A 21,370-nucleotide genomic window follows, 5' to 3' on the forward strand; every position below is an offset into this window, starting at 1 on the left:
CCACTCCGACGCCCTTTCGTGCAATACCTCGATTGTGCTCCTCGTGACGCCCCCACAGTGCCCACTACAGTTGTGATCTGTGACTACCTGGGTGCCCGATGTCCTCGGCGACGGCTACGAACAGACGACCATTCCACTCGGCGACGACCCGGACGGGGAAGGGCAGGTCGAAGCCACCCTCGTCCGCTATCAACCGGCGGACTCCCCCTCGTTCGACCGGGCGGTCGTCTACGTCCACGGCTTCACGGACTACTTCTTCCAGCAGCACGTGGCCGAGCATTTCGCCGCGCAGGGCTACGCGTTCTACGCGCTGGACCTACGTAAGTGCGGGCGGTCGCTGCGGGACGGGCAGACCCCGCATTTCGTCACCGATCTGTCCGTGTACGACGCCGAACTCGACGCGGCGTTGTCGCTCGTGCGGGACGAGCCGAGCGGTGAGTCGGTCGTGCTTCTCGCCCATTCGACGGGCGGGCTGATTCTTCCTCTGTGGCTCGATCGCCTCAATCGCCGCGACGGCGGGACAGCAGGCCTCGGGATCGACGGCGTGATTCTGAACAGCCCGTGGTTCGACCTCCAGGGACCTGCAGCCGTCCGCTCCGTCGGCACCACTGCGATCGACGTCATCGGACGCATCAAGGCCAAGACTCCGGTTCCTGGACAGGGACTCGACACGTACGGTCGCTCGCTGGCCAGCTCCGAGGACGGCGAATGGACGTACAACCTGGACTGGAAGCCGCTGACCGGCTTCCCCATCACGTTCGGATGGATCCGCGCGATCAGGCGTGGGCACGCCGCGCTTCATCGCGGCCTCGACATCGGCGTACCGTCGTTGATCCTGCGTTCGAAGGTGACGCACTTCTCACGGAAGTACAGCTCCAAGACCGATGTCGCCGACGCCGTCCTCGACGTCAGGCAGATCGCGCGGTGGGCAGGCTGCCTCGGTGATCGCACGACGGTCGTGCCCGTCGAAGGCGCGCGACACGACGTCTTCCTGTCGCAGAAAGAACCTCGCACGCGGGCGTTCGCGGAGGTCGACGAATGGTTGGGGTGGCTGCATCGGAGCTCCCGAATCGACCATGCATCGGGCAAGAACCACAGCGAGATCGGAACCGTTTCATGAGCACTCCCCAGCACTTCGATCTCGTCGTCATCGGATCCGGATCCGGCAACTCGATCGCCGACGAGCGATTCGCGGACCTGAACATCGCTCTGTTCGAAGAGCATTCACCGTTCGGCGGCACGTGCCTCAACGTCGGGTGCATTCCGACGAAGATGTTCGTCTACGCCGCCGAGGTCGCTCAGACCATTCGCGACTCGGCGCGCTACGGCATCGACGCGTCGATCGACAAGGTTCGCTGGGAAGACATCGTCGACCGCGTCTTCGGTCGAATCGACCCGATCTCCGAGGGCGGCAAGCACTACCGCGAGAACGGCAGCCCGAACGTCACGCTGTACTCGAGCCACGCGACGTTCGTCGGCCCGCGCACCATCGACACCGGAACCGGTGAGATCATCACGGCCGACCAGGTCGTCGTCGCCGCAGGTTCCCGGCCGATCATTCCGCCACAGGTATCGAACAGTGGCGTGCCGTTCCACACCAACGACGACATCATGCGATTGCCTGCACTTCCGAAGCACCTCGTCATCCTCGGATCCGGGTACATCGCAGCCGAATTCGCGCACGTGTTCGGCGCACTCGGATCCGAGGTGTCGATCATCGCCCGCAAGGACAACCTGCTGCGCGGGCTCGACACCGACATCTCCGACCGCTTCACCGAACTGGCACAGAAGTACTGGAACGTGCACCTGAACGTCGGTGAGTCCACGGCGATCAGGTGCGGCGACGAGGTCGGCGTCGAACTACGCGACGGCACTCGGGTACTCGGCGACGCACTGCTCGTCGCGGTCGGCCGCGAATCCAACGGCGACCGACTCGGCGCAGAGGCGGGTGGCATCGAACTCGACGACGGCCGCATCGTCGTCGACGAGTTCGGCCGCACGAGCGCGGAGGGCGTCTTCGCGATCGGCGACGTCTCCTCCCAGTACCAGCTCAAGCACGTCGCCAACCACGAGGCACGCGTCGTGCAGCACAATCTCTTGCAGAAGACGTGGGACGACACCGGGAAATTCAAGGCATTCGATCACCGATTCGTGCCTGCCGCCGTGTTCACGCATCCCCAGATCGCCGAGGTCGGCCTGACCGAACAGCAGGCGCACGAGGCCGGCCACGAGATCACGGTGAAGATCCAGAACTACGGGGACGTCGCCTACGGCTGGGCGATGGAGGACCGCGAGGGGTTCGTCAAGATCATCGCCGAGAAGAAGACGGGCCTGATTCTCGGTGCCCACGTCATCGGCGATCATGCGCCGACCGTCATCCAGCCGCTCATCCAGGCGATGAGTTTCGGTCTCACGGCGCCCGAGATGGCACGTGGCCAGTACTGGATCCACCCCGGTCTGCCCGAGGTCGTCGAGAACGCGCTGCTGGGCTTGGACGTGTGATGCGGCTGCGCCGCCCGTGCGTGAAGAGTGTGCCTCCAGACCAACTACCCACGCACGGGCGGCGCAGCCGCATTACCACGGACTTGTTCGCAGCGTGATCTCCGTCGCGAGCTCGGCAATCGCCCCCACCGGAATCGACTCGACTCCGTCCAACTGAACGACTCGAAAATCGGAGTAGACGACGCGACCGCTGGCGTCGGCACTTGCGCGCCGCAGCGAGTTGGAGATCATCAGCGTCGTCGGTAGCTCGACGGGCGGACAGTCGGCCGCGAGCACCACACCCTGGTCGTCGGCGACGGCTGGATGGCCGCGGTCGCACACGACGAGGCTCGCGAACCGGCCGAACGTGCGCGCGGCCAGGCCCCACGCCAACTCGGCACCTTCACCGCTGCCGACGAGGTGCACCCACGGCAGCGAGAGCTCGTCGAGCACGGCGAGAACGGCGTCGTGGTCGAGAGCCGTGACATCTTCCACCGCAACGGTTTTCAGATCCGAGTTGTGCAGCCGCTCGGCGACGTCGTCGTAGACGTCGGGGGCGTCGCCCACACCGGGAAGCAGCAACACGGTGTGCCTCGATTCGGGCCCGGAGATGCGCACCGAGCAGCGGCCGCCGAGGGCAGTCACGTGGTTGTAATCCATGGGACACGACGCTACTGCACCGCCCGCACGCCGATTCGCATCCGTCGAACTATTGCCAACGTGCATTCGACGTTCTATGGTTCGTTACATGAGTAATGAACCACTCAAGCAGCGAAGCAATCGGAGGCGGGATTGATGGACGAGGGCCGTCCGCTCTTCGTGCAGATCGCGGAGATGATCGAGAACTCGATCATCGATGGATCCCTCGCCGAAGAGAGCCAGGTCCCGTCGACGAACGAACTCGCGGCGTTCCACCGAATCAACCCGGCCACCGCGGGCAAGGGACTGGCGAAGCTCGTCGCCGACGGAATCCTCTACAAGAAGCGAGGCATCGGCATGTTCGTGACGTCCGGCGCACGAGATGCGCTGCGATTCAGGCGTCGTGACGACTTCTCGCGCCAATACATCGAACCGCTGATAGCCGAGGCGAACAAGCTCGGCGTCAGCGTCGACGAGCTGAAATCCATGCTCGACGAATGGGAGGAAACATCGTGAACGACCGCAGCGACCTCGCCCTGGTCGACGACGCACCGATCGTCGCGTCGGCACGCAACCTGACGAAACGGTTCGGCGACTTCACCGCCGTCGACGACGTCAGCTTCGACATTCGTGCCGGGAAGATCTACGGCCTTCTCGGCCGGAACGGCGCAGGCAAGACCACGATCATGCAGATGCTGACAGCGCAGGCGCACCGAACCGACGGACGGATCGAGGTCTTCGGCGAGGAACCGTTCGAGAATGCCACAGCGCTGTCCCACGTCTGTTTCGTCAAGGAGAGTCAGAAGTATCCCGAGGACTTCAAGGTTCGTCACGTGCTGGCCTGCGCGGCACGTCTTCTGCCGCACTGGGATCAGAGCTTCGCCGACGAGTTGTTACGCGATTTCGACCTGCCGATGGGACGCAAGGTCAAGAAATTGTCCCGCGGAATGACGTCGACGCTCGGCATCGTCATCGGGCTGGCCGCACGTGCACCGCTGACGTTCTTCGACGAGCCGTACCTCGGTCTCGACGCCGTCGCGCGTCACCAGTTCTACGATCGCCTCCTCGCCGACTACGCCGAACATCCGCGCACGGTCGTTCTGTCCACGCACCTGATCGACGAAGTCAGTGACCTCATCGAGCACGTCCTGTTGATCGACAAGGGTCGTGTGGTGATCGACGCCGACGCCGACATGCTGAGGCAGAGCGCCCACATCGTCTCGGGCGCAGGCGATGCCGTGGACCGATTCGTCGGCGGAAGGAAGATACTGCACCGGGACGCGCTCGGATCCTTCTCTCGGGTCAGCGTGGACGGGCACCTGTCGTCCGAGGATCGCGCCCGGGCAACATCCATGGGACTCGACGTCGAACCGTTGTCCCTGCAGCAGTTGGTCATTCGCAACACCCACACCGCTTCCGACATCGCAGGCAAGGAGTCGGCTTCATGAAACGCACACTCGACGTAGCCCGAATGCACACCGTCGCTTGGCCGTTGATCATCGGCTGGCCCGTCGGAATTCTGGCCATCTCGTTCGTCATCTGTTACGTGATATTCGCTCTGATTCCGACGACCGACGCGGAGTTCAACTTCACCGGAGCAGTGTTCTCGGTATACGGGTTCGCCGTCGCGTTCTACATTCAGGCGATCACACAGACATTCCCATTCGCGCTGGGCCTCAGCGTCACGCGTCGCGAATTCTATTCTGCCAGTGCTCTTGTCGGGTTGATCCAGTCCGCAGCCCTGGCGACTCTGCTGTTCGCACTTTCGGCACTGGAGGCCGCGACCGGAGGGTTCGGGGTGAAACTACGCATGTTCGGCATATTTCGATATGTCACCGACAACGCTGCTCTCGAATGGGCCGCACTCTTCGCGACGCTTCTCCTCGTCACCATGGTCGGCATGTTCATCGGAGTCGTCTACCAGCGCTACCGCATGAACGGGCTGTTCGGACTGCTACTCGCCGACATCGTCGTGTTCGGCGGAGGCGCAATCCTGATCACCTGGCAACAGTGGTGGCCCGACGTGATCGACTTCGTCGTCGACACCCCACGGTTCCTGCTGCTGACAGCACTTCCACTCGCGCTGGGAGTTCTGTTCACCGGGGCCGGATGGGCGGGAATTCGCCGAGCGACAGCGTAGGCGATTGTCACAGGCGTACGACGCCGCGCTCGACGACCTCGAGTACGGCGTCGACGTCGAGGTTCTCCTCCACGAGGTCGGCAAGCAGGTTCAACTGCTGCTCACGCATCGCCGTGACGACGGTGTCCGGTGCTACGTCGAAGCCGCGCCTCCCGGCCTCGTCCGCTGCCCACCGAAGAAACTTCCTTCGGAATTCGTCGGATTCGAGCAGACCGTGCCAGTGAGTTCCGAGAACGGATTCACGAACGCTTCCCTCGGGCCGACCGTCGCCGTAGGACAACAAGTTCGCGTCACCTGTCCGGACGACGCGACCGTGGTGAATCTCGTATCCGGCTGCCTCGCCGACATCGAAATACGCAGATACTCCCTCGACTCTGTCGAGAATCTTGTCGGTATGGAATTCGATGTCGAGATCCAGCATCCCGAGCCCGGCCACATGGTTCACCGACGATTCGATTCCGTCGACGATGGACCGGCCGAGCATCTGATAACCGCCGCAGATTCCCAAAACCGGCTTGCCCGCAGCGGCGTGGGCGACGACCGCGTCGGCCAATCCTGTTCTGCGCAGCCACTCCAGATCGGAGACGGTCGACTTGCTGCCCGGCACGACCACGAGATCCGCGTCGACGATCCTGGACGGCTCGCTGACCCAGTGCACGGAGACGCCGGGTTCGCACGCGAGCGCCTCGACGTCCGTGGTGTTCGAGATACGGGGCAACCTGACAGCGGCGACACGCAACCAGGTTGTCCCGACGGGCGGACGCGGTCTCCCGACCGGTGCGTCCGGAACGGTACCCAGCGAGTCCTCGGCGTCCATCCAGAGGTCGTCGGCGAATGGGATCACGCCGAAGGTGGGCTTGCCGGTGAGCTGTTCGAGTTGCTCGAGGCCCGGTGCGAGCAGCGTAGGGTCACCGCGAAACTTGTTGATCACGAAGCCTTGTATGTGCTCCTGGTCCTCCGGCGACAGCACCGCCACCGTGCCGTACAGATGGGCGAGCACTCCCCCTCGATCGATGTCACCGACCACGATCACCGGTAACGACGCGGCCGTTGCCAGCCCCATGTTCGCGAGATCCGTTGCCCTCAAATTGATCTCGGCGGGCGAGCCGGCACCCTCACAGACGACGAAGTCGAATTCCTCACGTAGCGAGGAGAGTTCGTCGGCGACGACAGCTCGCAGCGACTGGCGGTGCTCGATGTAGTTCGATGCCGACACCTGCGCCGTCGCCCGGCCCCGGACCACCAACTGCGACGTGCGGTCGCTCCCTGGCTTCAGGAGAACGGGATTGAACCGCACGCTCGGCTCGAGTCCACACGCCCGCGCCTGTAGCGCCTGCGCCCGACCTATCTCCCCACCGTCGAGTGTGACGACGGAGTTGTTGGACATGTTCTGCGCCTTGAACGGCGCCACCGACACACCGCGGCGATGAAGCATCCGGCACAGTCCGGCGACGAGAACACTTTTGCCTGCATCCGACGTCGTGCCCGCGACGAGCAGAGCTCCACTCACGGCAGACTGTCTCGATTCGTTCCGCAGGCTCCACTCACGGCAGTGTGAGGATCTCGCTGCCGGTGTCGGTGACGACGAGCGTGTGCTCGAACTGCGCGGTCCACTTCCGGTCCCGGGTGACGACGGTCCAACCGTCGTCCCACATTTCGGCGTCGATGCCACCGAGGTTGATCATCGGCTCGATCGTGAACGTCATGCCCGGCTCGATGATCGTCTCGACCGACGGCTGGTCGTAGTGCAGCACGACGAGCCCGTTGTGGAACGTCGTGCCGATGCCGTGGCCCGTGAAGTCCTCGACGACGCCGTAACCGAAGCGGTGAGCATAGGACTCGATGACACGCCCGACGACGTTGAGCGCACGTCCGGGCTTGACGGCCTTGATGGCCCGCATCGTCGCCTCGTGGGTGCGCTCGACCAGCAGACGCGCCTCCTCGGAGACATCACCGGCGAGGAATGTCGCGTTGGTGTCGCCGTGTACGCCGTCGATGTAGGCCGTGACGTCGATGTTGACGATGTCGCCGTCCTGAATGACCGTCGAATCCGGGATGCCGTGGCAGATGACCTCGTTGAGCGACGTGCAGCAGGACTTGGAGAATCCCTTGTAGCCGAGCGTCGACGGGTAGGCACCGTGATCGGTCATGTACTCGTGCGCGATGCGGTCCAGCTCGTCGGTCGTCACACCAGGTGCGACGGCCTTGCCTGCCTCCTGCAGTGCCCGCGCTGCGATCTTCGACGCGACGCGCATCTTCTCGATGACCTCGGGCGTCTGGACCCACGGCTCGTTGCCTTCGACGGCGGTCGGCTTCCAGGCGTACTCGGGCCGCTCGATCGACTTGGGCACCGAACGGACGGGCGATACGACTCCGGGCACGAGTGGCTGACGGGGCTTGCTCTCGGCGGTCACAGACATGTTTCCAGGGTAGTCGGTGCAGCTGCCCCGCCCGTGTTCGCGTCGTCGCAACGGGCACCGACCATGCACGCGCGGGCCAGTAAGCCGCATATATGATGCAGGTCACACGATATGAAGGAGTGGCGATGCCGACACCCGACCTGCTTCGCCCCCGCGACGGAGACGCGTTACGTGCGGAGCTACGCCACGTGGTGAAGTCGTCGGGCGTGCCGGTCGTGTTCGGAGGCGAGGTGTCGATCTCGACGCTGCACCTGACCGAGTTCCACGGCACCCGTACACGCGGCCTCGACGGGTTGGCGATTCCGAGCATGTTCGGCCTCGGCGGCCGCGTCATGGACCAACGTCATCCAGCCGCGGTCAGCGACTACGGCAGCTCGGACTTCATCACCCACGACTACGATCGGCCGGTCCTCGGTGAAGGACTGCGCTCGATTCTGGCTGTGCCCGTCGTCGTCGAGGGAGCGTCGCGCGCCGTCATGTACGCGGCGGTTCGAGAACGCGGACCCATCGGCGACCGCGTCGCGAACACGATGGTCCAGGCGTCGAGGCGGCTCTCGCAGGAGATCGCGGTGCGCGACGAGGTGGACCGCCGCCTACGCATGCTCGACACCCGAACCGCCGGGCCGGATTCCACGGCCGCAACCGAGACGCTCCGCGACGTGCACGCCGAGCTGCGGGCACTGTCCACGCGAGCCGCCGACACGACGCTGCGGTCGTCGCTCACCCAGCTGTCGGAGCGGATCGCACGGGCGCTGCATCACGTCGATCCCGACGACGCGGTCACGCTCTCCGCACGCGAAACCGACGTGCTGGCACAGGTCGCACTCGGGTGCACCAACGCGCAGGCGGCGCAGCGGCTGTCACTCGGACCCGAAACCGTGAAGTCGTACCTCAGGAGCGCGATGGGCAAGCTCGGCGCGCGGTCGCGGCACGAGGCCGTGGTCGCGGCACGCCGTCACGGCCTCCTCCCCTAGCTGTAATAGTCGGGCGGCAGCTGCTCGAACATCTCTCGGGTGACGGCGACCGCATTGTCCGAACTTCCGCCGCGCACCACCAGAGTCGCGAATGCCAGATCCCCTCGGTAGCCGACGAACCACGCATGCGAGCCACCCTCGACCTCGGCCTCACCGGTCTTTCCGTACACCTCACCTTGGTCGGCGATTCGTTCCGCGGTACCGCTGGTGACGACGGATCTCATCATGCCGCGCAAGCCGTCGACCATCTCGGGCGTGATCGGTGGATGGTCACCCTCGATCGTCGTCTCGCGGCCGACGATCAAGTTCGGAACGGGCGTCGATCCGTGGGCGACCGTGGCCGCGGCGAGCGCCATACCGAACGTCGAGACCACGACCTTGCCCTGCCCGAACCCGTCTTCCGTGCGCTGGACCAATTCCTCTGCCGGAGGCACGGATCCACTGTCGGTCGGCAGGCCCACGACGTCGTAGTCCGTTCCGATGCCGAACTGCGACGCGGCGACGGTCAACGCGTCGGGCTGCATCTCGCTGGCGAGTTTGGCGAAGGACGTGTTGCACGAGCGCGTGAACGCCGTTCCCATCGACACGTTGCCGAGCGAGAACTCGTTGTAGTTGGGGACGCTTCGCTCGCCGATCGTGATGCGCCCCGGGCACGGCACGGTGGTGTCCGGCCCGGCCAGGCCGTTCGAGATCGCCGCCCCCGCCGTCACGATCTTGAACGTCGATCCCGGCGGATACAGACCAGCGGACGCAACAGGTCCGTCGCGGTCGGCCTCCTCGTTCTGGGCCACCGCCAGCACTGCACCGGTCGACGGCTGGATCACCACCGTCATCGCCTGTTCGACGCGTGCATTCACGGCATTCTGGGCAGCGACCTGGATGTTGCGATCGAGACTGATCGAGAACGACGGAGCAGGCTCGGGCGGGGTGTCGGTGAGCACGTCGATCTCGACGCCGTTGCGGTTGACGGTCACGACGCTCCAGCCGGCCTTGCCGTCGACCTCGTCGATGACCGTCTTCTTCACCTGCGACACCAGATCGGGTGCGAACGTGCGATCGGTCGCGAGCAGATCGGACTCGTCCGACGCGGTCACACCGGGCAGTGCGGTCAACGCCGCGGCAACCGATTGATAATCGTCGTCCCGCAGCAACGCAACGGGGTAGTCGCCCTTGGTCGACGTCGCCGATTCGACGATGCTCTGCGCGGAGATCGTGTTGTCGAACGGCGCGAGCAGTCTCGCCAATCCGGTGGCCGCGGAGACGATGTCGGTCGCGTCGGACGCATTGATCTTGATGCGATGTACGACGCCGGGCACGAGCACGTCCGACCCGGACCGTTCGTTGACCCGCGCGCGCGGCGGAGCCGTCGACCGGAGCGCCATGGTCTGTGTCTCTCCGAGACCCGGATGGACGTTGGTCGACGTCCATCGGACTCCCCACCGACCGTCGGTGCGGCCCATCTGGAGTTGGCCGTCGTACGTCCAGACACGATCCTTCGGCAGATGCCACTCGTAGGTGTATCCCACGGTCGCGGTGTCTCCGTCCACACGGACGGAAGTGGTTCGCGCATCGAGAGATTCGGCCTGAAGATCCTCCCACGCGTCGGTCAGCGCAGCGGCGGCCGCGTCGGGACGGTCGGTGTCGGTCGAGGCAGTCTCGATGTCGCGCGTCGAGAACGATGCGAGGAAAGCCTGAGCTGCGGGTTCGGGACCGTCGGGCCCCGGAGTGCACGCGACGACTGATCCGACGAGGACCACGCCGACGACGGCAGTCGTGACAGAGCGGCGAACGCGCCGGACATCGGAGAATCTCATCGCGCTCATCGTAGATCGCAAGTGCCCGTGCGACGCTCGCGAATCGCGGGTCAGTCGAGCAGAACCGTAGTGAACGTGGCCACCTGGGCGAGGCCGATCCGTTCGTAGGCTCGTCGTGCCGCGTAGTTGTAGCTGTTGACGTACAAGCTCGCGACCCGCCCGCTTCGCACGACGGCGTCGACGACGGCAGCAGTACCGGCCGATCCGAGCCCGTGGCCGCGGTGCAGTGGGTTGACCCAGACCCCCTGGATCTGGCCGACGGACGCCGACTGCGAACCGATTTCGGCTTTGTAGATCACTTCGCCGTCCTCGAATCGAGCCCATGCGCGACCTGCGGCGATCAAGCTGGCGATGCGACGACGGTATCCGCGGCCGCCGTCGTGTCCACGAGGGTCGACGCCGACCTCTTCGATGAACATGGCGACTGCTGCGGTGAGATAGACGTCGAGTTCGTCGGCTCGAACAAGCCGGACGTGAGGATCGGCCGGATAGGACGAGTACTGCGATGTCGCCAGCAGCGGCTGATCACTGCGCAGCTCCCGGGCTGTACCCCAATCCGCTTCCAACATCTCCCACAGTGGGAGTGTCAATTCTGCACGGCCCACGAGCGACGAACACATCCGCGGGCCTCGGCACGCGCGGTCCGCGAACGATCGCAGATCGTCAACGGACCCGAGTAGCGGTACCAGGTTCGCTCCGTAGAAGCACAGCGACTCGTCGGGGCCACCGCGACTCCAGAGCTCACCGTGGAACGATCGAGGGTCGAGACCTGACTCCTGCACGCGGGCTGCGATCATGCACGATGCGATCGGATCCGAATCCAGCACACGCAGAACATGGGCAGTGTCCTTGCTGCCCAATGGCTTCGCGCCGAGGAGTTTGAGCACCGGTGGTCACCTCCAGATCAACGCGTGCATCGTCTTTCGATGACAGATTGCCAGACGCACACCGCAAAGTGGGCGATTCAGCTCACAGTCACGACCGGCGCGCCTGCCTCGGCACTTCCATCATCGTCGAACTCTTCGGCGATGCGCATTGCTTCCTCGATCAAGGTCTCGACGATCTGCGCCTCGGGGACGGTCTTGACGACCTTGCCCTTGACGAAGATCTGGCCCTTGCCGTTGCCCGACGCGACGCCGAGATCCGCGTCACGTGCCTCACCCGGACCGTTGACGACGCATCCCATGACGGCGACTCGGAGCGGGATCTCCATACCGTCGAGACCGGCGGTCACCTCGTCGGCGAGCGTGTAGACGTCCACCTGGGCGCGACCGCACGACGGGCACGAGACGATTTCCAGCTTGCGCGGACGCAGGTTCAACGACTGCAGGATCTGCGTGCCGACCTTGATCTCCTCTGCCGGCGGCGCCGACAGCGACACCCGGATGGTGTCGCCGATGCCCTGCGACAGCAACGCCCCGAACGCGACGGCAGATTTGATGGTCCCCTGGAACGCCGGTCCTGCCTCGGTGACACCGAGATGCAGCGGATAGTCGCACTGCGCGGCGAGCTGCTCGTACGCCGCGACCATGACGACCGGATCGTTGTGCTTGACCGAGATCTTGATGTCGCCGAAGCCGTGCTCCTCGAACAGGCCTGCCTCCCACAGCGCCGACTCGACGAGCGCCTCGGGCGTTGCCTTGCCGTACTTCTCCATCATTCGCTTGTCGAGGGAGCCTGCGTTGACGCCGATTCGAATCGGGATGCCCGCGTCGCCTGCCGCCTTCGCGACTTCCTTGACGCGGCCGTCGAATTCCTTGATGTTGCCCGGGTTGACGCGAACGGCTGCGCACCCGGCATCGATCGCCGCGAAGATGTACTTCGGCTGGAAATGGATGTCGGCGATGACCGGAATCTGGCTCTTCTTGGCGATGATCGACAACGCGTCGGCATCGTCCTGTGTGGGGCACGCCACACGCACGATGTCGCAACCGGACGCCGTCAACTCGGCGATCTGCTGCAATGTGGCGTTGATGTCGTGAGTCTTGGTGGTGCACATCGACTGGACCGAAATGGGGTGTTCGCTTCCCACCCCGACCGAACCGACCTGCAGCTGACGCGTCTTACGACGGGGTGCGAGTACCGGAACCGGCGGTGCCGGCATTCCCAGTCCGATGGGAACAGTCACTTCGTTGCCTACTTTCCTAGCTCTGCCGACGAGTCTAGTCAGAACAATTGGATGGGGTTCACGATGTCTGCTGTGAGCGTGAGCAACATGTACGCGCCGCCGATCACGATCACCACGTAGGTGACGGGCATGAGTTTCATGTAGTCGACGGGTCCGCCGTTCGGCAGACCACGACGGTTGCGGAAGAAGTTCCTGATCCGCTCGTAGATCGTCACTGCCATGTGTCCGCCGTCGAGCGGAAGCAACGGCAGCAGGTTGAAGATTCCGAGGAAGAAGTTCAGGCTCGCGAGCAACAGCACGAACACGGGCCACAGCGACCGTTCGACGAGTTGCCCACCGATGACACTGGCGCCGACGACGCTGATCGGTGTCTCCGGGTCGCGTTCGCCTCCGGTGATCGACGTCCACAGATCCGCGACCTTGCTCGGCATCTGGACCAGACGATGCGCCGTCTCGACGAACATGTCGCCGGTGAACGCGAACGACGCCGGGATTGCTGCGAGCGGGTTGTACTTCGTCGCGCCGAACGTCTCCATCTGCACACCGACCGCGCCGACCGTCTCGTACGTCCTGCCGGTCTCGGTACCGTCGGAGACCCACCGCTGGACCTGCTGCACCTGGACCGGGAACGTCAACTCCTGGCCGTCACGCTCGACGACGAAATCGACTGTGCCCGACAACGGCTGGGTCGCGGCGACGACGTCCGCGAACGTCGGAGTCTCGGTGCCACCGACTTCGGTGATGACGTCGCCCTGGCGGATGCCCGCGTCGTACGCAGGACTGGTACCGGAGCATGTGGGGTAGGTCAGGTCGTCGTTCTGGGTGGCCGTGACGCACGGCATCTGCCCGACCATCGCGCCGGTGGGCGGATTCAGGTTCGGCAGTCCCCAGCCGATCGCGAGAGCGAAGATCAGCAGGAATCCGAGGACGAAGTTCATCCAGATTCCGCCCATCATCACGACGAGACGCTTCCACGTCTTCTGGCGGTACATCGCGCGGTCGATCTCGTCGGGTGCGAGCTCGTCGATCGCCGTCATGCCCGCGATGTCGCAGAACCCGCCTGCCGGAATCGCTTTCAATCCGTACTCGGTCTCACCTCGCCGGAACGAGAAGACCTTCGGACCGAATCCGATGAAGTACCGTCGCACCTTCATGCCGGTAGCGCGAGCCGTCCACATGTGCCCTGCCTCGTGCAGGGCGATCGACACGGTGATCCCCAGCGCGAAGAGGATGACGCCGAACACGAACACCATCGTCTTGTCTAGCCCTTCCGATTCAGGAGTGTGCGGGCCTGCCCACGGGCCCAGGAGTCTGCCGCAAGTACGTCGTCGACGCTGGTCGGAGACTGGGACCAGTCGTCGCTTCCAGCATGGACGACCTGGGCGACGGTCTCGACGATCTGTGGGAAATCGATGTGTCCCGCCAGGAACGCCTCGGCCGCCACCTCGTTCGACGCGTTGTACACGGCCGTCATGCAGCCACCGAGGACACCGGCCTCACGCGCGAGCTGGACCGCCGGGAACACCCGGTCGTCGAGCGGTTCGAAATCCCACGTGAACGCCGTCGTGAAATCGAGCGAGCGGGCCGCGTCGCGCACCCGGTCGGGCCAGCCGAGCGCCAAGGCGATGGGCAACCTCATGTCGGGCGGGCTCGCCTGCGCGATGGTGGAGCCGTCGAAGAACGTGACCATCGAGTGCACGATCGACTGGCGGTGCACGGTGACGTCGATGCGGTCGTACGGAATGTCGAACAGTAGATGCGTCTCGATCAGCTCGAGGCCCTTGTTCACCAACGTCGCGGAATTGAGCGTGTTCATCGGGCCCATCGACCACGTGGGATGCGCAGCCGCCTGATCCGGAGTCACCGACTTCAGTTCGACCTCGGACCATCCACGAAACGGCCCACCCGACGCCGTCAGAATCAGCCGCTCGACCTCGGACGCGCGCCCACCGCGCAAGCACTGCGCCAGCGCCGAGTGTTCCGAGTCGACCGGGACGATCTGCCCGGGCGCTGCGGCAGCCTGGACGAGCTCACCACCCGCGACGAGCGATTCCTTGTTCGCCAGGGCCAGAGTCGCGCCGGTCTTCAACGCGGCGAGCGTCGGCTCGAGACCGAGCGAGCCGACGAGCGCATTGAGCACGATGTCGGCCGACGTGGATTCGACGAGCTCGGTCACCGCACGGTCACCGGTCAGAACGGTGCGGCAGTCCAACTCCCCCGCCGACCGCGCGACGGCAACCGAATCGACGCCCGTGCGAAGGATCTGTTGCCGCAGAAGATCGATGTTGCCGCCACCTGCCGCGAGTCCGACCACCTCGAACAGATCGGGATTCGCGGCGATGACGTCGAGAGCCTGGGTACCGATCGACCCGGTACTGCCCAGGAGGAGTACTCGCTTCGGGGTGTCCGACGGTGGATCGAAAGGCGCTCTAGGCTCTGGCACCCGTCCATTGTTCCTGATGGCCCCTGAGAGTCTGCTGTGCGGCTCGAGTGCGCGTGGCACGCTTGCCCCATGAACCTGTCCTACTCCGAGATCGGCGCCACGCGCGGGCCGCTGCCATCGGGATACCACCACGTCGAACGGCGGGTTCGCATCGGCGAGGGCCGAGAAGCATTCGCGTCGGCTTCGACTGCCCTGCTCACGTGGGATGTCCATCGACGTGCAGGACTGCGAGTCGAAGCGTCGTCGCCGACGGCGCAGGCCGACTCGGTCGTCGTGCTGCGTCTCGGACCCGTGCGTATCCCGTGCCGCGTCGTCTATGTCGTCGACGAGACGGGTCGGGCAGGTTTCGCGTACGGCACACTGCCGGGCCATCCCGAGCAAGGCGAAGAATGCTTCCTGGTCGAGATCGACGACGCCGGGGCCGTATACGCGCACATCAGAGCCTTCTCACGGCCGGGCACGTGGTACACGAGACTCGGCGGACCGCTCGGCCACGCTGTGCAGAGCTGGTTCACCGGCCGCTACATCTCGGCTATGCGGGCGGCGTCGTAGCGGGGTGATGTTCGAGCCAGTGCCGGGCGATGTCGACACGGCGTGCGATCCACACCTTGTCGTGCGACTGCACGTGGTCGAGGAAACGTTCCAGCGCCGCCGTGCGCGCAGGCCGACCGACCAACCTGCAGTGCAACCCGACCGAGAGCATCTTCGGCGCTCCCGCCTCACCTTCGGCGTACAGGACGTCGAACGCATCGCGTAGATGAGCGAAGAACTCGTCGCCCGTCGAGAATCCACCTGGTGACGAGAATCGCATGTCGTTGGTGTCGAGCGTGTACGGGACGACAAGATGGTCGACGGTTTCCGGTCCACGCGTGACCCGGTCGTAGTACGGAAGGTCGTCGGCGTAGGAGTCGGAGTCGTAGAGGAATCCACCGTGTTCGACGACGAGTGACCGCGTGTTGGGTGAGTCGCGACCGGTGTACCAGCCTTCGGGCGCACGGCCGGTGAGGTCCGTCAGTATTTCGACGGCCTCGGCCATGTGCTCACGCTCGACGTGCTCGTCGATCTGTTGGTAGCTGAGCCACCGCAGGCCGTGACTGGCGATCTCGTGGCCGAGTTCGACGAAGGCAGCAGCCGCTTCGGGATTGCGTTGCATCGCCCGCGCGACGGCGAAGATCGTCAGCGGAAGACCGCGACGCTCGAAGACACGAAGCACACGCCACACGCCCGCACGAGATCCGTACTCGTACAACGACTCCATGCTCATGTGCCGGTTCGGGAACGCCTGTGCACCGATCATCTCGGACAGGAACGTCTCGGATTTCGTATCGCCATCGAGGACGTTGTTCTCGGACCCCTCCTCGTAGTTCAGTACGAACTGAACAGCGACGTTGGCGCGCCCCGGCCACCGCGGATCCGGCGGAGTCGCCCCGTAACCGACCATGTCTCGGGGATACGGGACGAGTGGATGCGCGAGCCGTTCGGAAGTCACGGAACAGGAGTCTCCCAGCAATCGCACGTCGGCGCCGGACTACGGCGCGCGACCTCCCACCCTGCTGGCTACGACGACCGGTCGTATGCAAATATTGTCAGCGACACACGCGCCGATCTCGTCGGCGCCCTTTTGACCCGAGAGGATCGACCGGTGGCCCAAACCGAGCTGAACCCCGCTTCGTACGACCCGGTCGAGTACACCCACGAGGACATCGCAGAGGTGCCTTCGGCCGACTGGGGCTGGAGTGGCGAGTCGAACAAGGCGATGCGCATCGCCGCCCTCGTCGTCGCCGCGATGCTGCTGTTCATGATGCACGGCAACCACCACGGATTCGTCGAGGATCTGTGGCTCATCGGCTTCGCGCTCGCACTCGTCGGCCTCGTCGTCCGCGACGTCGTCGTCAAGCGCAAGCCCCGCTAGCTGTCTCGACACGAAAGCCCGGTACGAATTCTCGTACCGGGCTTTCGTCGTTTCAGGGGCGCTCGCGTCGACCTGTCAGTTCTCGGCAGCCAACTGACCGCACGCCGCGGCGATCTCCTGTCCGCGCGTATCGCGGACGGTGCACGAGACGCCCTGTGCGATCACCCTTCTGACGAACTCGCGCTCGACGTCCTTCGGGCTCGCGTCCCACTCGCTGCCCGGCGTCGGGTTCAACGGGATCAGATTGACGTGCACACGCGAGCCGAGCGCCTTGTGCAACTTCTTGCCCAGCATGTCGGCACGCCACGGCTGGTCGTTGACCTCTTTGATCATCGCGTACTCGATCGATACGCGCCGACCGGTCCGATCCGCGTAGTAGCGGGCCGCAGACAGAACCTCCGCGACGGACCACCGGTTGTTCACCGGCACGAGCGTGTCGCGCAATTCGTCGTCGGGAGTGTGGAGCGACACAGCCAGCGTCACGGACAGACCTTCGTCGGCGAGCTTGCGGATCGCAGGAGCGAGCCCGACGGTCGACACGGTGACCGAGCGCTGAGACAGGCCGAGGCCGTCGGGCGCGGGCGAGGTGATCTTGCGCACTGCCGAGACGACCCGCTTGTAGTTGGCGAGCGGCTCACCCATGCCCATGAACACGACGTTCGAGAGCCTGCCCTCTCCCCCGTGCACCAGCCCGTCGCGCAGATCGGCTGCGGCAGAACGCACCTGGTCGACGATTTCGGCCGTCGTGAGGTTCCGGTCGAGACCGCCCTGTCCCGTCGCGCAGAACGGGCACGCCATGCCGCAGCCTGCCTGGCTGGAGATACAGAGCGTCGCTCGGTCCGGGTACCGCATCAACACGCTTTCGAGCAGCGTGCCGTCGTTGGCCTTCCAGAGTGTCTTGCGCGTGTCGCCGTCATCGCACGCGAGGTGCTTGATCGGGGTGAGCAGCGGCGGAAACAGATCAGCGCCGACCTTCTCGCGGACAGCGGCAGGCAGATCCGTCATCTTCGTCGTGTCGGACTCGAGTCGACCGTAGTAGTGGCGGGCCAGCTGGTTCGCGCGAAAAGCCGGCAGGCCGAGTTCCTTGACCGCGGCCTGCAGACCGTCCTTGTCCAGGTCCGCGAGGTGACGCGGCGGCATGCCGCGACGCCGATCCGCGAACACCAGCGGCAGCGACGGCCTCGTCTGCTTCTGGGTGTCGGATGCTGCGGAATCGTCGGCTGTCGTGGCGGAGTCACTCATAGTGTTTCCAGTGTCCCACTACTGCGCGTTCTCGCATATTCGCCGACGACCCGCAGCCCGGTTTCCGGGTGGTGACCGACGGGTAACCCTGCCATGGCACAACGCGTGCATTCGGCTTCGGCGTGCGAAAGGATCTGATCATGTCCACGACATCAGGCGACGGCAACGACGGAACATTCCCCGATACGACACCGGTACCGAGCACGTACGACGACCGCTCCCCGGCCCCGATCACGACTCCCGATTCGGACGAACACAGCGCCCCCGACCCCGAGGCGGTACGGGACACTCGCCGACCCGTCGGGAAGTCACCGGAAGGCATCGCACACACGAAAGCCGCAGCTACGTGGACCGGTTTGGTAGTCGGCGCGATCGTTCTCGTGGTTCTGCTGATCTTCATCCTGCAGAACCTCGACGCGGTTCCCGTGAACATCTTCGTGTGGACGTTCGAACTGCCACTCGGCGTCAGCATGCTGCTCGCCGCGATCGCAGGCGCCCTCGTGATGGCGCTCGCGGGCGGCGTCCGAATCCTTCAGATCAGGCGGGCAGCCAAACGCAAATAGTGTCCGGCCGCTGAACACTATGCACGCAAGGTGGCGTCCGGATTCTGAATCGATAAGGTGGGTCGTGCCCGATTTCACCGCAAGGAGCCATACGTGACCACTTTCATGGAGACACCCGTGACTTCCGGCGTTGCGCCGGAGCGTGCCCGCTCATGGCTCTTGGTCCCCGCCACCAAGCCCGAAGCCTTCACCGCCGCTGTCGAATCCGAGGTCGACGCGGTCATCCTCGACATCGAGGACGCCGTTGCTCCTGCAGCCAAACCAGCTGCACGCCGAGCCGTCGTCGAGTGGCTCGAAGCCGGAAACACCGCCTGGGTTCGCATCAACGACGCGACGACGTCGTTCTGGGCCGACGACCTTGCCGCACTGGCCGGCTTGAAGGGCCTCGCGGGTGTCATGCTCGCCAAGACCGAGAGCGGAAACCAGGTCGAGGCAACAGCGTCGCGACTTCCAGAAGGCACGCGGATCCTGGCACTGATCGAATCGGCCATGGGTCTCGAAGCAACCCCCGAAATCGCGCGCGCCGACGCGACGTTCCGACTCGCGTTCGGTAGCGGCGACTTCCGACGCGACACCGGCATGAGTGACGCACCTCTCGCCATGGCATACCCGCGTTCGCGCCTGGTCGTGGCCTCGCGCGCCGCGCGCCTGCCCGGACCGATCGACGGACCTACTCTGGTCGCCGACGACGCGATCCTGAGCCGCGATTCCGCACTGACCCTGTCCATGGGCATGACGGGCAAGCTCTGCATGCGTCCCGAGCAGGCCCCCGTCGTCAATCGCGAACTCGCACCGACGCCAGGAGACGTCACGTGGTCCAACGACACCATCGACGATCTCGGTGTCGACGGAGCAGGCGTGCGCGACGGTAGCGATCTGCCGCGTCTCGCCAAGGCATTGAAAATTCGTGAAGCGGCCGAGGTGTTCGGTATCGACGCGGGCTAGCCCCGTTCGAGTCCACTGGGCTTTTCTCGCCAGTGGACTCGGTACCGAACATCGAATCCGAGGCCAGGGATGCTCCGTGCAGCCCTGGCCGCGGTGCGTTCGGTGAACTCGATTCCCAACACGGCGCGCATGGTCTCACGGCTGTCGAACTGCCAGCGTGTGTCGACGCGTTCGAGTGCGAAACCTTGAGCCTCGAAGAAGGATTCGACCGCAGCGCAGTCGTACTTCGGCAGATCGGCTCGCATCCAGTCCCCGTACGGTGACGCCGAGACATCCAGATCGACGACAACGAGAACTCCACCGGGCCGCAGTACGCGCATCGCTTCGGTGATGCCGGGCCCGCAACCGGCACCGAAGAAGTAGGCAGTTCGGGCGTGCACGATGTCCACGGACTGCTCGTCCAGCGGTAATGATTCGGCGGATCCCTCGGCGACGCGTACGTTCGGCAACGACGCAGTCCTGTTTCTGGCCGCCTTGATCAACGGCCCATGAGGTTCCACCCCGACGACACGGGCTGCGGACGACGCGAACGCCGGAAGGTGAAACCCGGTGCCACATCCGACGTCGACGATCGTTGCACCCTCCCAGGGCGCGATACGCGCGAGAACCTCGGCGATCCGTCCGTCGGCGTCCTGAGCCCGGTTCTCGGCCTCGTACACGCTCGGCCAATTCCAGATGTTCGGACTCGGGATGACGCGCGAACCGCTCACAACAGGACCGTGAAGACCAACCACGCCACGAATGCCGACGGCAGAAGCGAATCGAGGCGGTCCATGATTCCGCCGTGGCCGGGCAGCAGAGTGCCCATGTCCTTGATCCGCAGATCGCGCTTGACCTGAGATTCGATGAGGTCGCCCAGTGTGCCCGTCACGACCAGGACGACGCCCAGCAGAATTCCGATCATCGAGTTCGCGTCGAGGATGAGCGTCACGGTGAGCAGGCATCCGATGATGCAGAACAGCAGCGAGCCCACGAGTCCTTCCCAGGACTTCTTGGGGCTGATGGCAGGCGCCATCGGATGCTTGCCGAACAGCACGCCTGCGATGTATCCGCCGACGTCCGAGCACACGACTGCAATGAGGAACACCAGGACTCGGCCGGCGCCGTCGTCGGCGAGGACCATCAGTACCGCGAACGACGCGAGCAGCGGCAGCCAACACGCGACCAGGATCGTGACCGCGAGTTCGCGGAGATAGTTCTTGGGCGCCGAACCCAGGCCTTGCTGCAACAACAGCCAGACCATGCAGGCCAACACCGTTCCCGCGGTAGCGCTGAGCACCCCTGTCGTGCCCCAGGGCCATCCGAACCAGATGATCGCCTGACCACCGAGAATAAGCGGGATGCGCGGCACGAGGACACCGGCTTCGCGCAGCCGCTTGGACACCTCGTAGGTGGCCACGGCGAGAGCCACGGCCACCACGCCGATCCAGACCAGTGGCGCGAAGACCATGATCAGGATCAGCGAGATACCGAGGCCCCCGCCGACCGCGATGGCCGCGGGAAGATTACGTCCGGCACGTCCCGGTGACTTCACGTCCGGCGGGGTCGGCGCCGAGGTCGGGGTGGACGCGGGGTCACCTGCCTCGCCGTCGGGATCGGGCGAGGCGGACTCCCGCTGTCGTTCCGATCCCACCACGCCGCCATCTCCTTGCATCGAATGTCTACGGTC

At 64.9% G+C, this 21,370-nt stretch carries 22 protein-coding genes; 10 read left to right on the top strand and 12 right to left on the bottom strand.

Going from position 1 to position 21,370, the window contains the following annotated elements; genetic code table 11:
* The first annotated feature begins 79 nt into the window (after nucleotides 1-79).
* Together CHB96_RS02165 and mtr are read left to right on the top strand one after the other, a co-directional pair.
* Nucleotides 80-1,120 (top strand): alpha/beta hydrolase, encoded by a 1,041-nt coding sequence (locus CHB96_RS02165; RefSeq protein ID WP_176444075.1) that lies wholly within the window; start codon nucleotides 80-82, stop codon nucleotides 1,118-1,120.
* Complete coding sequence (gene mtr, locus CHB96_RS02170) at nucleotides 1,117-2,502, top strand: mycothione reductase (protein ID WP_089242890.1); 1,386 nt, start codon at nucleotides 1,117-1,119, stop codon at nucleotides 2,500-2,502. Before CHB96_RS02165 ends, mtr begins: the two co-directional genes overlap by 4 nt.
* 72 nt (nucleotides 2,503-2,574) lie before the next feature.
* On the opposite strand, the gene CHB96_RS02175 is transcribed toward mtr, so the two are convergent.
* Entirely contained in the window at nucleotides 2,575-3,141 is a 567-nt protein-coding gene (locus tag CHB96_RS02175) for an alpha/beta fold hydrolase (RefSeq protein WP_089242891.1), read from the bottom strand.
* 132 nt (nucleotides 3,142-3,273) lie between these two features.
* Between CHB96_RS02175 and CHB96_RS02180 the strand changes: the two genes are divergently transcribed.
* Genes CHB96_RS02180 through CHB96_RS02190 form a run of 3 tightly spaced genes read left to right on the top strand, consistent with a single transcriptional unit; the run spans nucleotide 3,274 to nucleotide 5,260 of the window.
* Nucleotides 3,274-3,636 (top strand): GntR family transcriptional regulator, encoded by a 363-nt coding sequence (locus CHB96_RS02180; RefSeq protein WP_176444076.1) that lies wholly within the window; start codon nucleotides 3,274-3,276, stop codon nucleotides 3,634-3,636.
* A complete protein-coding gene (locus tag CHB96_RS02185; protein ID WP_176444077.1) occupies nucleotides 3,618-4,568 on the top strand; it encodes an ABC transporter ATP-binding protein in 951 nt (316 codons plus the stop codon). The genes CHB96_RS02180 and CHB96_RS02185 overlap by 19 nt, the downstream gene beginning before the upstream one ends.
* Entirely contained in the window at nucleotides 4,565-5,260 is a 696-nt protein-coding gene (locus CHB96_RS02190) for an ABC transporter permease (protein ID WP_089242893.1), read from the top strand. The genes CHB96_RS02185 and CHB96_RS02190 overlap by 4 nt, the downstream gene beginning before the upstream one ends.
* 7 nt (nucleotides 5,261-5,267) lie before the next feature.
* On the opposite strand, the gene CHB96_RS02195 is transcribed toward CHB96_RS02190, so the two are convergent.
* Together CHB96_RS02195 and map are read right to left on the bottom strand one after the other, a co-directional pair.
* Nucleotides 5,268-6,770: a cobyric acid synthase gene (locus tag CHB96_RS02195; protein ID WP_089242894.1), complete on the bottom strand. Its 1,503-nt coding sequence runs from the start codon at nucleotides 6,768-6,770 to the stop codon at nucleotides 5,268-5,270.
* 34 nt (nucleotides 6,771-6,804) lie between these two features.
* Nucleotides 6,805-7,680 (bottom strand): type I methionyl aminopeptidase, encoded by an 876-nt coding sequence (gene map / locus CHB96_RS02200; protein WP_089242895.1) that lies wholly within the window; start codon nucleotides 7,678-7,680, stop codon nucleotides 6,805-6,807.
* Nucleotides 7,681-7,805: 125 nt separating this feature from the next.
* On the opposite strand from map, the gene CHB96_RS02205 reads away from it, so the two are divergent.
* On the top strand, nucleotides 7,806-8,654 hold the full coding sequence (locus CHB96_RS02205; protein WP_089243077.1) for a helix-turn-helix transcriptional regulator: 849 nt from the start codon (nucleotides 7,806-7,808) through the stop codon (nucleotides 8,652-8,654).
* Here CHB96_RS02205 and CHB96_RS02210 read toward each other — a convergent pair.
* The 5 genes from CHB96_RS02210 to dxr form a co-directional block, all read right to left on the bottom strand.
* Entirely contained in the window at nucleotides 8,651-10,468 is a 1,818-nt protein-coding gene (locus CHB96_RS02210; RefSeq protein WP_089242896.1) for a penicillin-binding transpeptidase domain-containing protein, read from the bottom strand. The two genes, CHB96_RS02205 and CHB96_RS02210, sit on opposite strands and share 4 nt — an antisense overlap.
* 50 nt (nucleotides 10,469-10,518) lie before the next feature.
* On the bottom strand, nucleotides 10,519-11,355 hold the full coding sequence (locus CHB96_RS02215; protein ID WP_089242897.1) for a GNAT family N-acetyltransferase: 837 nt from the start codon (nucleotides 11,353-11,355) through the stop codon (nucleotides 10,519-10,521).
* A 77-nt stretch (nucleotides 11,356-11,432) separates the two neighbouring features.
* Nucleotides 11,433-12,596, bottom strand: coding sequence for a flavodoxin-dependent (E)-4-hydroxy-3-methylbut-2-enyl-diphosphate synthase (ispG, locus tag CHB96_RS02220; RefSeq protein WP_176444079.1), 1,164 nt, complete (start codon nucleotides 12,594-12,596; stop codon nucleotides 11,433-11,435).
* 38 nt (nucleotides 12,597-12,634) lie between these two features.
* On the bottom strand, nucleotides 12,635-13,849 hold the full coding sequence (locus CHB96_RS02225) for a M50 family metallopeptidase (protein ID WP_089242898.1): 1,215 nt from the start codon (nucleotides 13,847-13,849) through the stop codon (nucleotides 12,635-12,637).
* A gap of 8 nt (nucleotides 13,850-13,857) precedes the next feature.
* The gene (gene dxr / locus CHB96_RS02230) at nucleotides 13,858-15,039 is read right to left on the bottom strand and encodes a 1-deoxy-D-xylulose-5-phosphate reductoisomerase (protein WP_089242899.1); all 1,182 of its coding nucleotides are present in this window, start codon (nucleotides 15,037-15,039) and stop codon (nucleotides 13,858-13,860) included.
* A 69-nt stretch (nucleotides 15,040-15,108) separates the two neighbouring features.
* Between dxr and CHB96_RS02235 the strand changes: the two genes are divergently transcribed.
* On the top strand, nucleotides 15,109-15,591 hold the full coding sequence (locus tag CHB96_RS02235) for a DUF1990 domain-containing protein (RefSeq protein ID WP_089242900.1): 483 nt from the start codon (nucleotides 15,109-15,111) through the stop codon (nucleotides 15,589-15,591).
* On the opposite strand, the gene puuE is transcribed toward CHB96_RS02235, so the two are convergent.
* On the bottom strand, nucleotides 15,572-16,480 hold the full coding sequence (puuE, locus tag CHB96_RS02240; protein WP_089242901.1) for an allantoinase PuuE: 909 nt from the start codon (nucleotides 16,478-16,480) through the stop codon (nucleotides 15,572-15,574). The genes CHB96_RS02235 and puuE overlap by 20 nt on opposite strands.
* 201 nt (nucleotides 16,481-16,681) lie before the next feature.
* On the opposite strand from puuE, the gene CHB96_RS02245 reads away from it, so the two are divergent.
* On the top strand, nucleotides 16,682-16,951 hold the full coding sequence (locus tag CHB96_RS02245; RefSeq protein ID WP_089243079.1) for a DUF2631 domain-containing protein: 270 nt from the start codon (nucleotides 16,682-16,684) through the stop codon (nucleotides 16,949-16,951).
* A 75-nt stretch (nucleotides 16,952-17,026) separates the two neighbouring features.
* Here the strand turns inward: CHB96_RS02245 and rlmN are convergent, their stop codons facing one another.
* Entirely contained in the window at nucleotides 17,027-18,091 is a 1,065-nt protein-coding gene (gene rlmN, locus CHB96_RS02250; protein WP_217899915.1) for a dual-specificity RNA methyltransferase RlmN, read from the bottom strand.
* Between the two features lie 242 nt (nucleotides 18,092-18,333).
* Here rlmN and CHB96_RS02255 point away from each other — a divergent pair, with 242 nt between their 5' ends.
* On the top strand, nucleotides 18,334-18,756 hold the full coding sequence (locus CHB96_RS02255) for a LapA family protein (RefSeq protein WP_089243080.1): 423 nt from the start codon (nucleotides 18,334-18,336) through the stop codon (nucleotides 18,754-18,756).
* Between the two features lie 105 nt (nucleotides 18,757-18,861).
* Nucleotides 18,862-19,701, top strand: coding sequence for an HpcH/HpaI aldolase/citrate lyase family protein (locus CHB96_RS02260; protein WP_089243081.1), 840 nt, complete (start codon nucleotides 18,862-18,864; stop codon nucleotides 19,699-19,701).
* On the opposite strand, the gene CHB96_RS02265 is transcribed toward CHB96_RS02260, so the two are convergent.
* Together CHB96_RS02265 and CHB96_RS02270 are read right to left on the bottom strand one after the other, a co-directional pair.
* Entirely contained in the window at nucleotides 19,698-20,411 is a 714-nt protein-coding gene (locus CHB96_RS02265) for a class I SAM-dependent methyltransferase (protein WP_089242903.1), read from the bottom strand. The genes CHB96_RS02260 and CHB96_RS02265 overlap by 4 nt on opposite strands.
* Nucleotides 20,408-21,355, bottom strand: a complete 948-nt coding sequence (locus CHB96_RS02270; protein WP_089242904.1) for a phosphatidate cytidylyltransferase — start codon at nucleotides 21,353-21,355, stop codon at nucleotides 20,408-20,410. The genes CHB96_RS02265 and CHB96_RS02270 overlap by 4 nt, the downstream gene beginning before the upstream one ends.
* Nucleotides 21,356-21,370: the final 15 nt, after the last annotated feature.

It is taken from the genome of Rhodococcoides kyotonense, assembly GCF_900188125.1.
GTDB lineage: Bacteria > Actinomycetota > Actinomycetes > Mycobacteriales > Mycobacteriaceae > Rhodococcoides > Rhodococcoides kyotonense.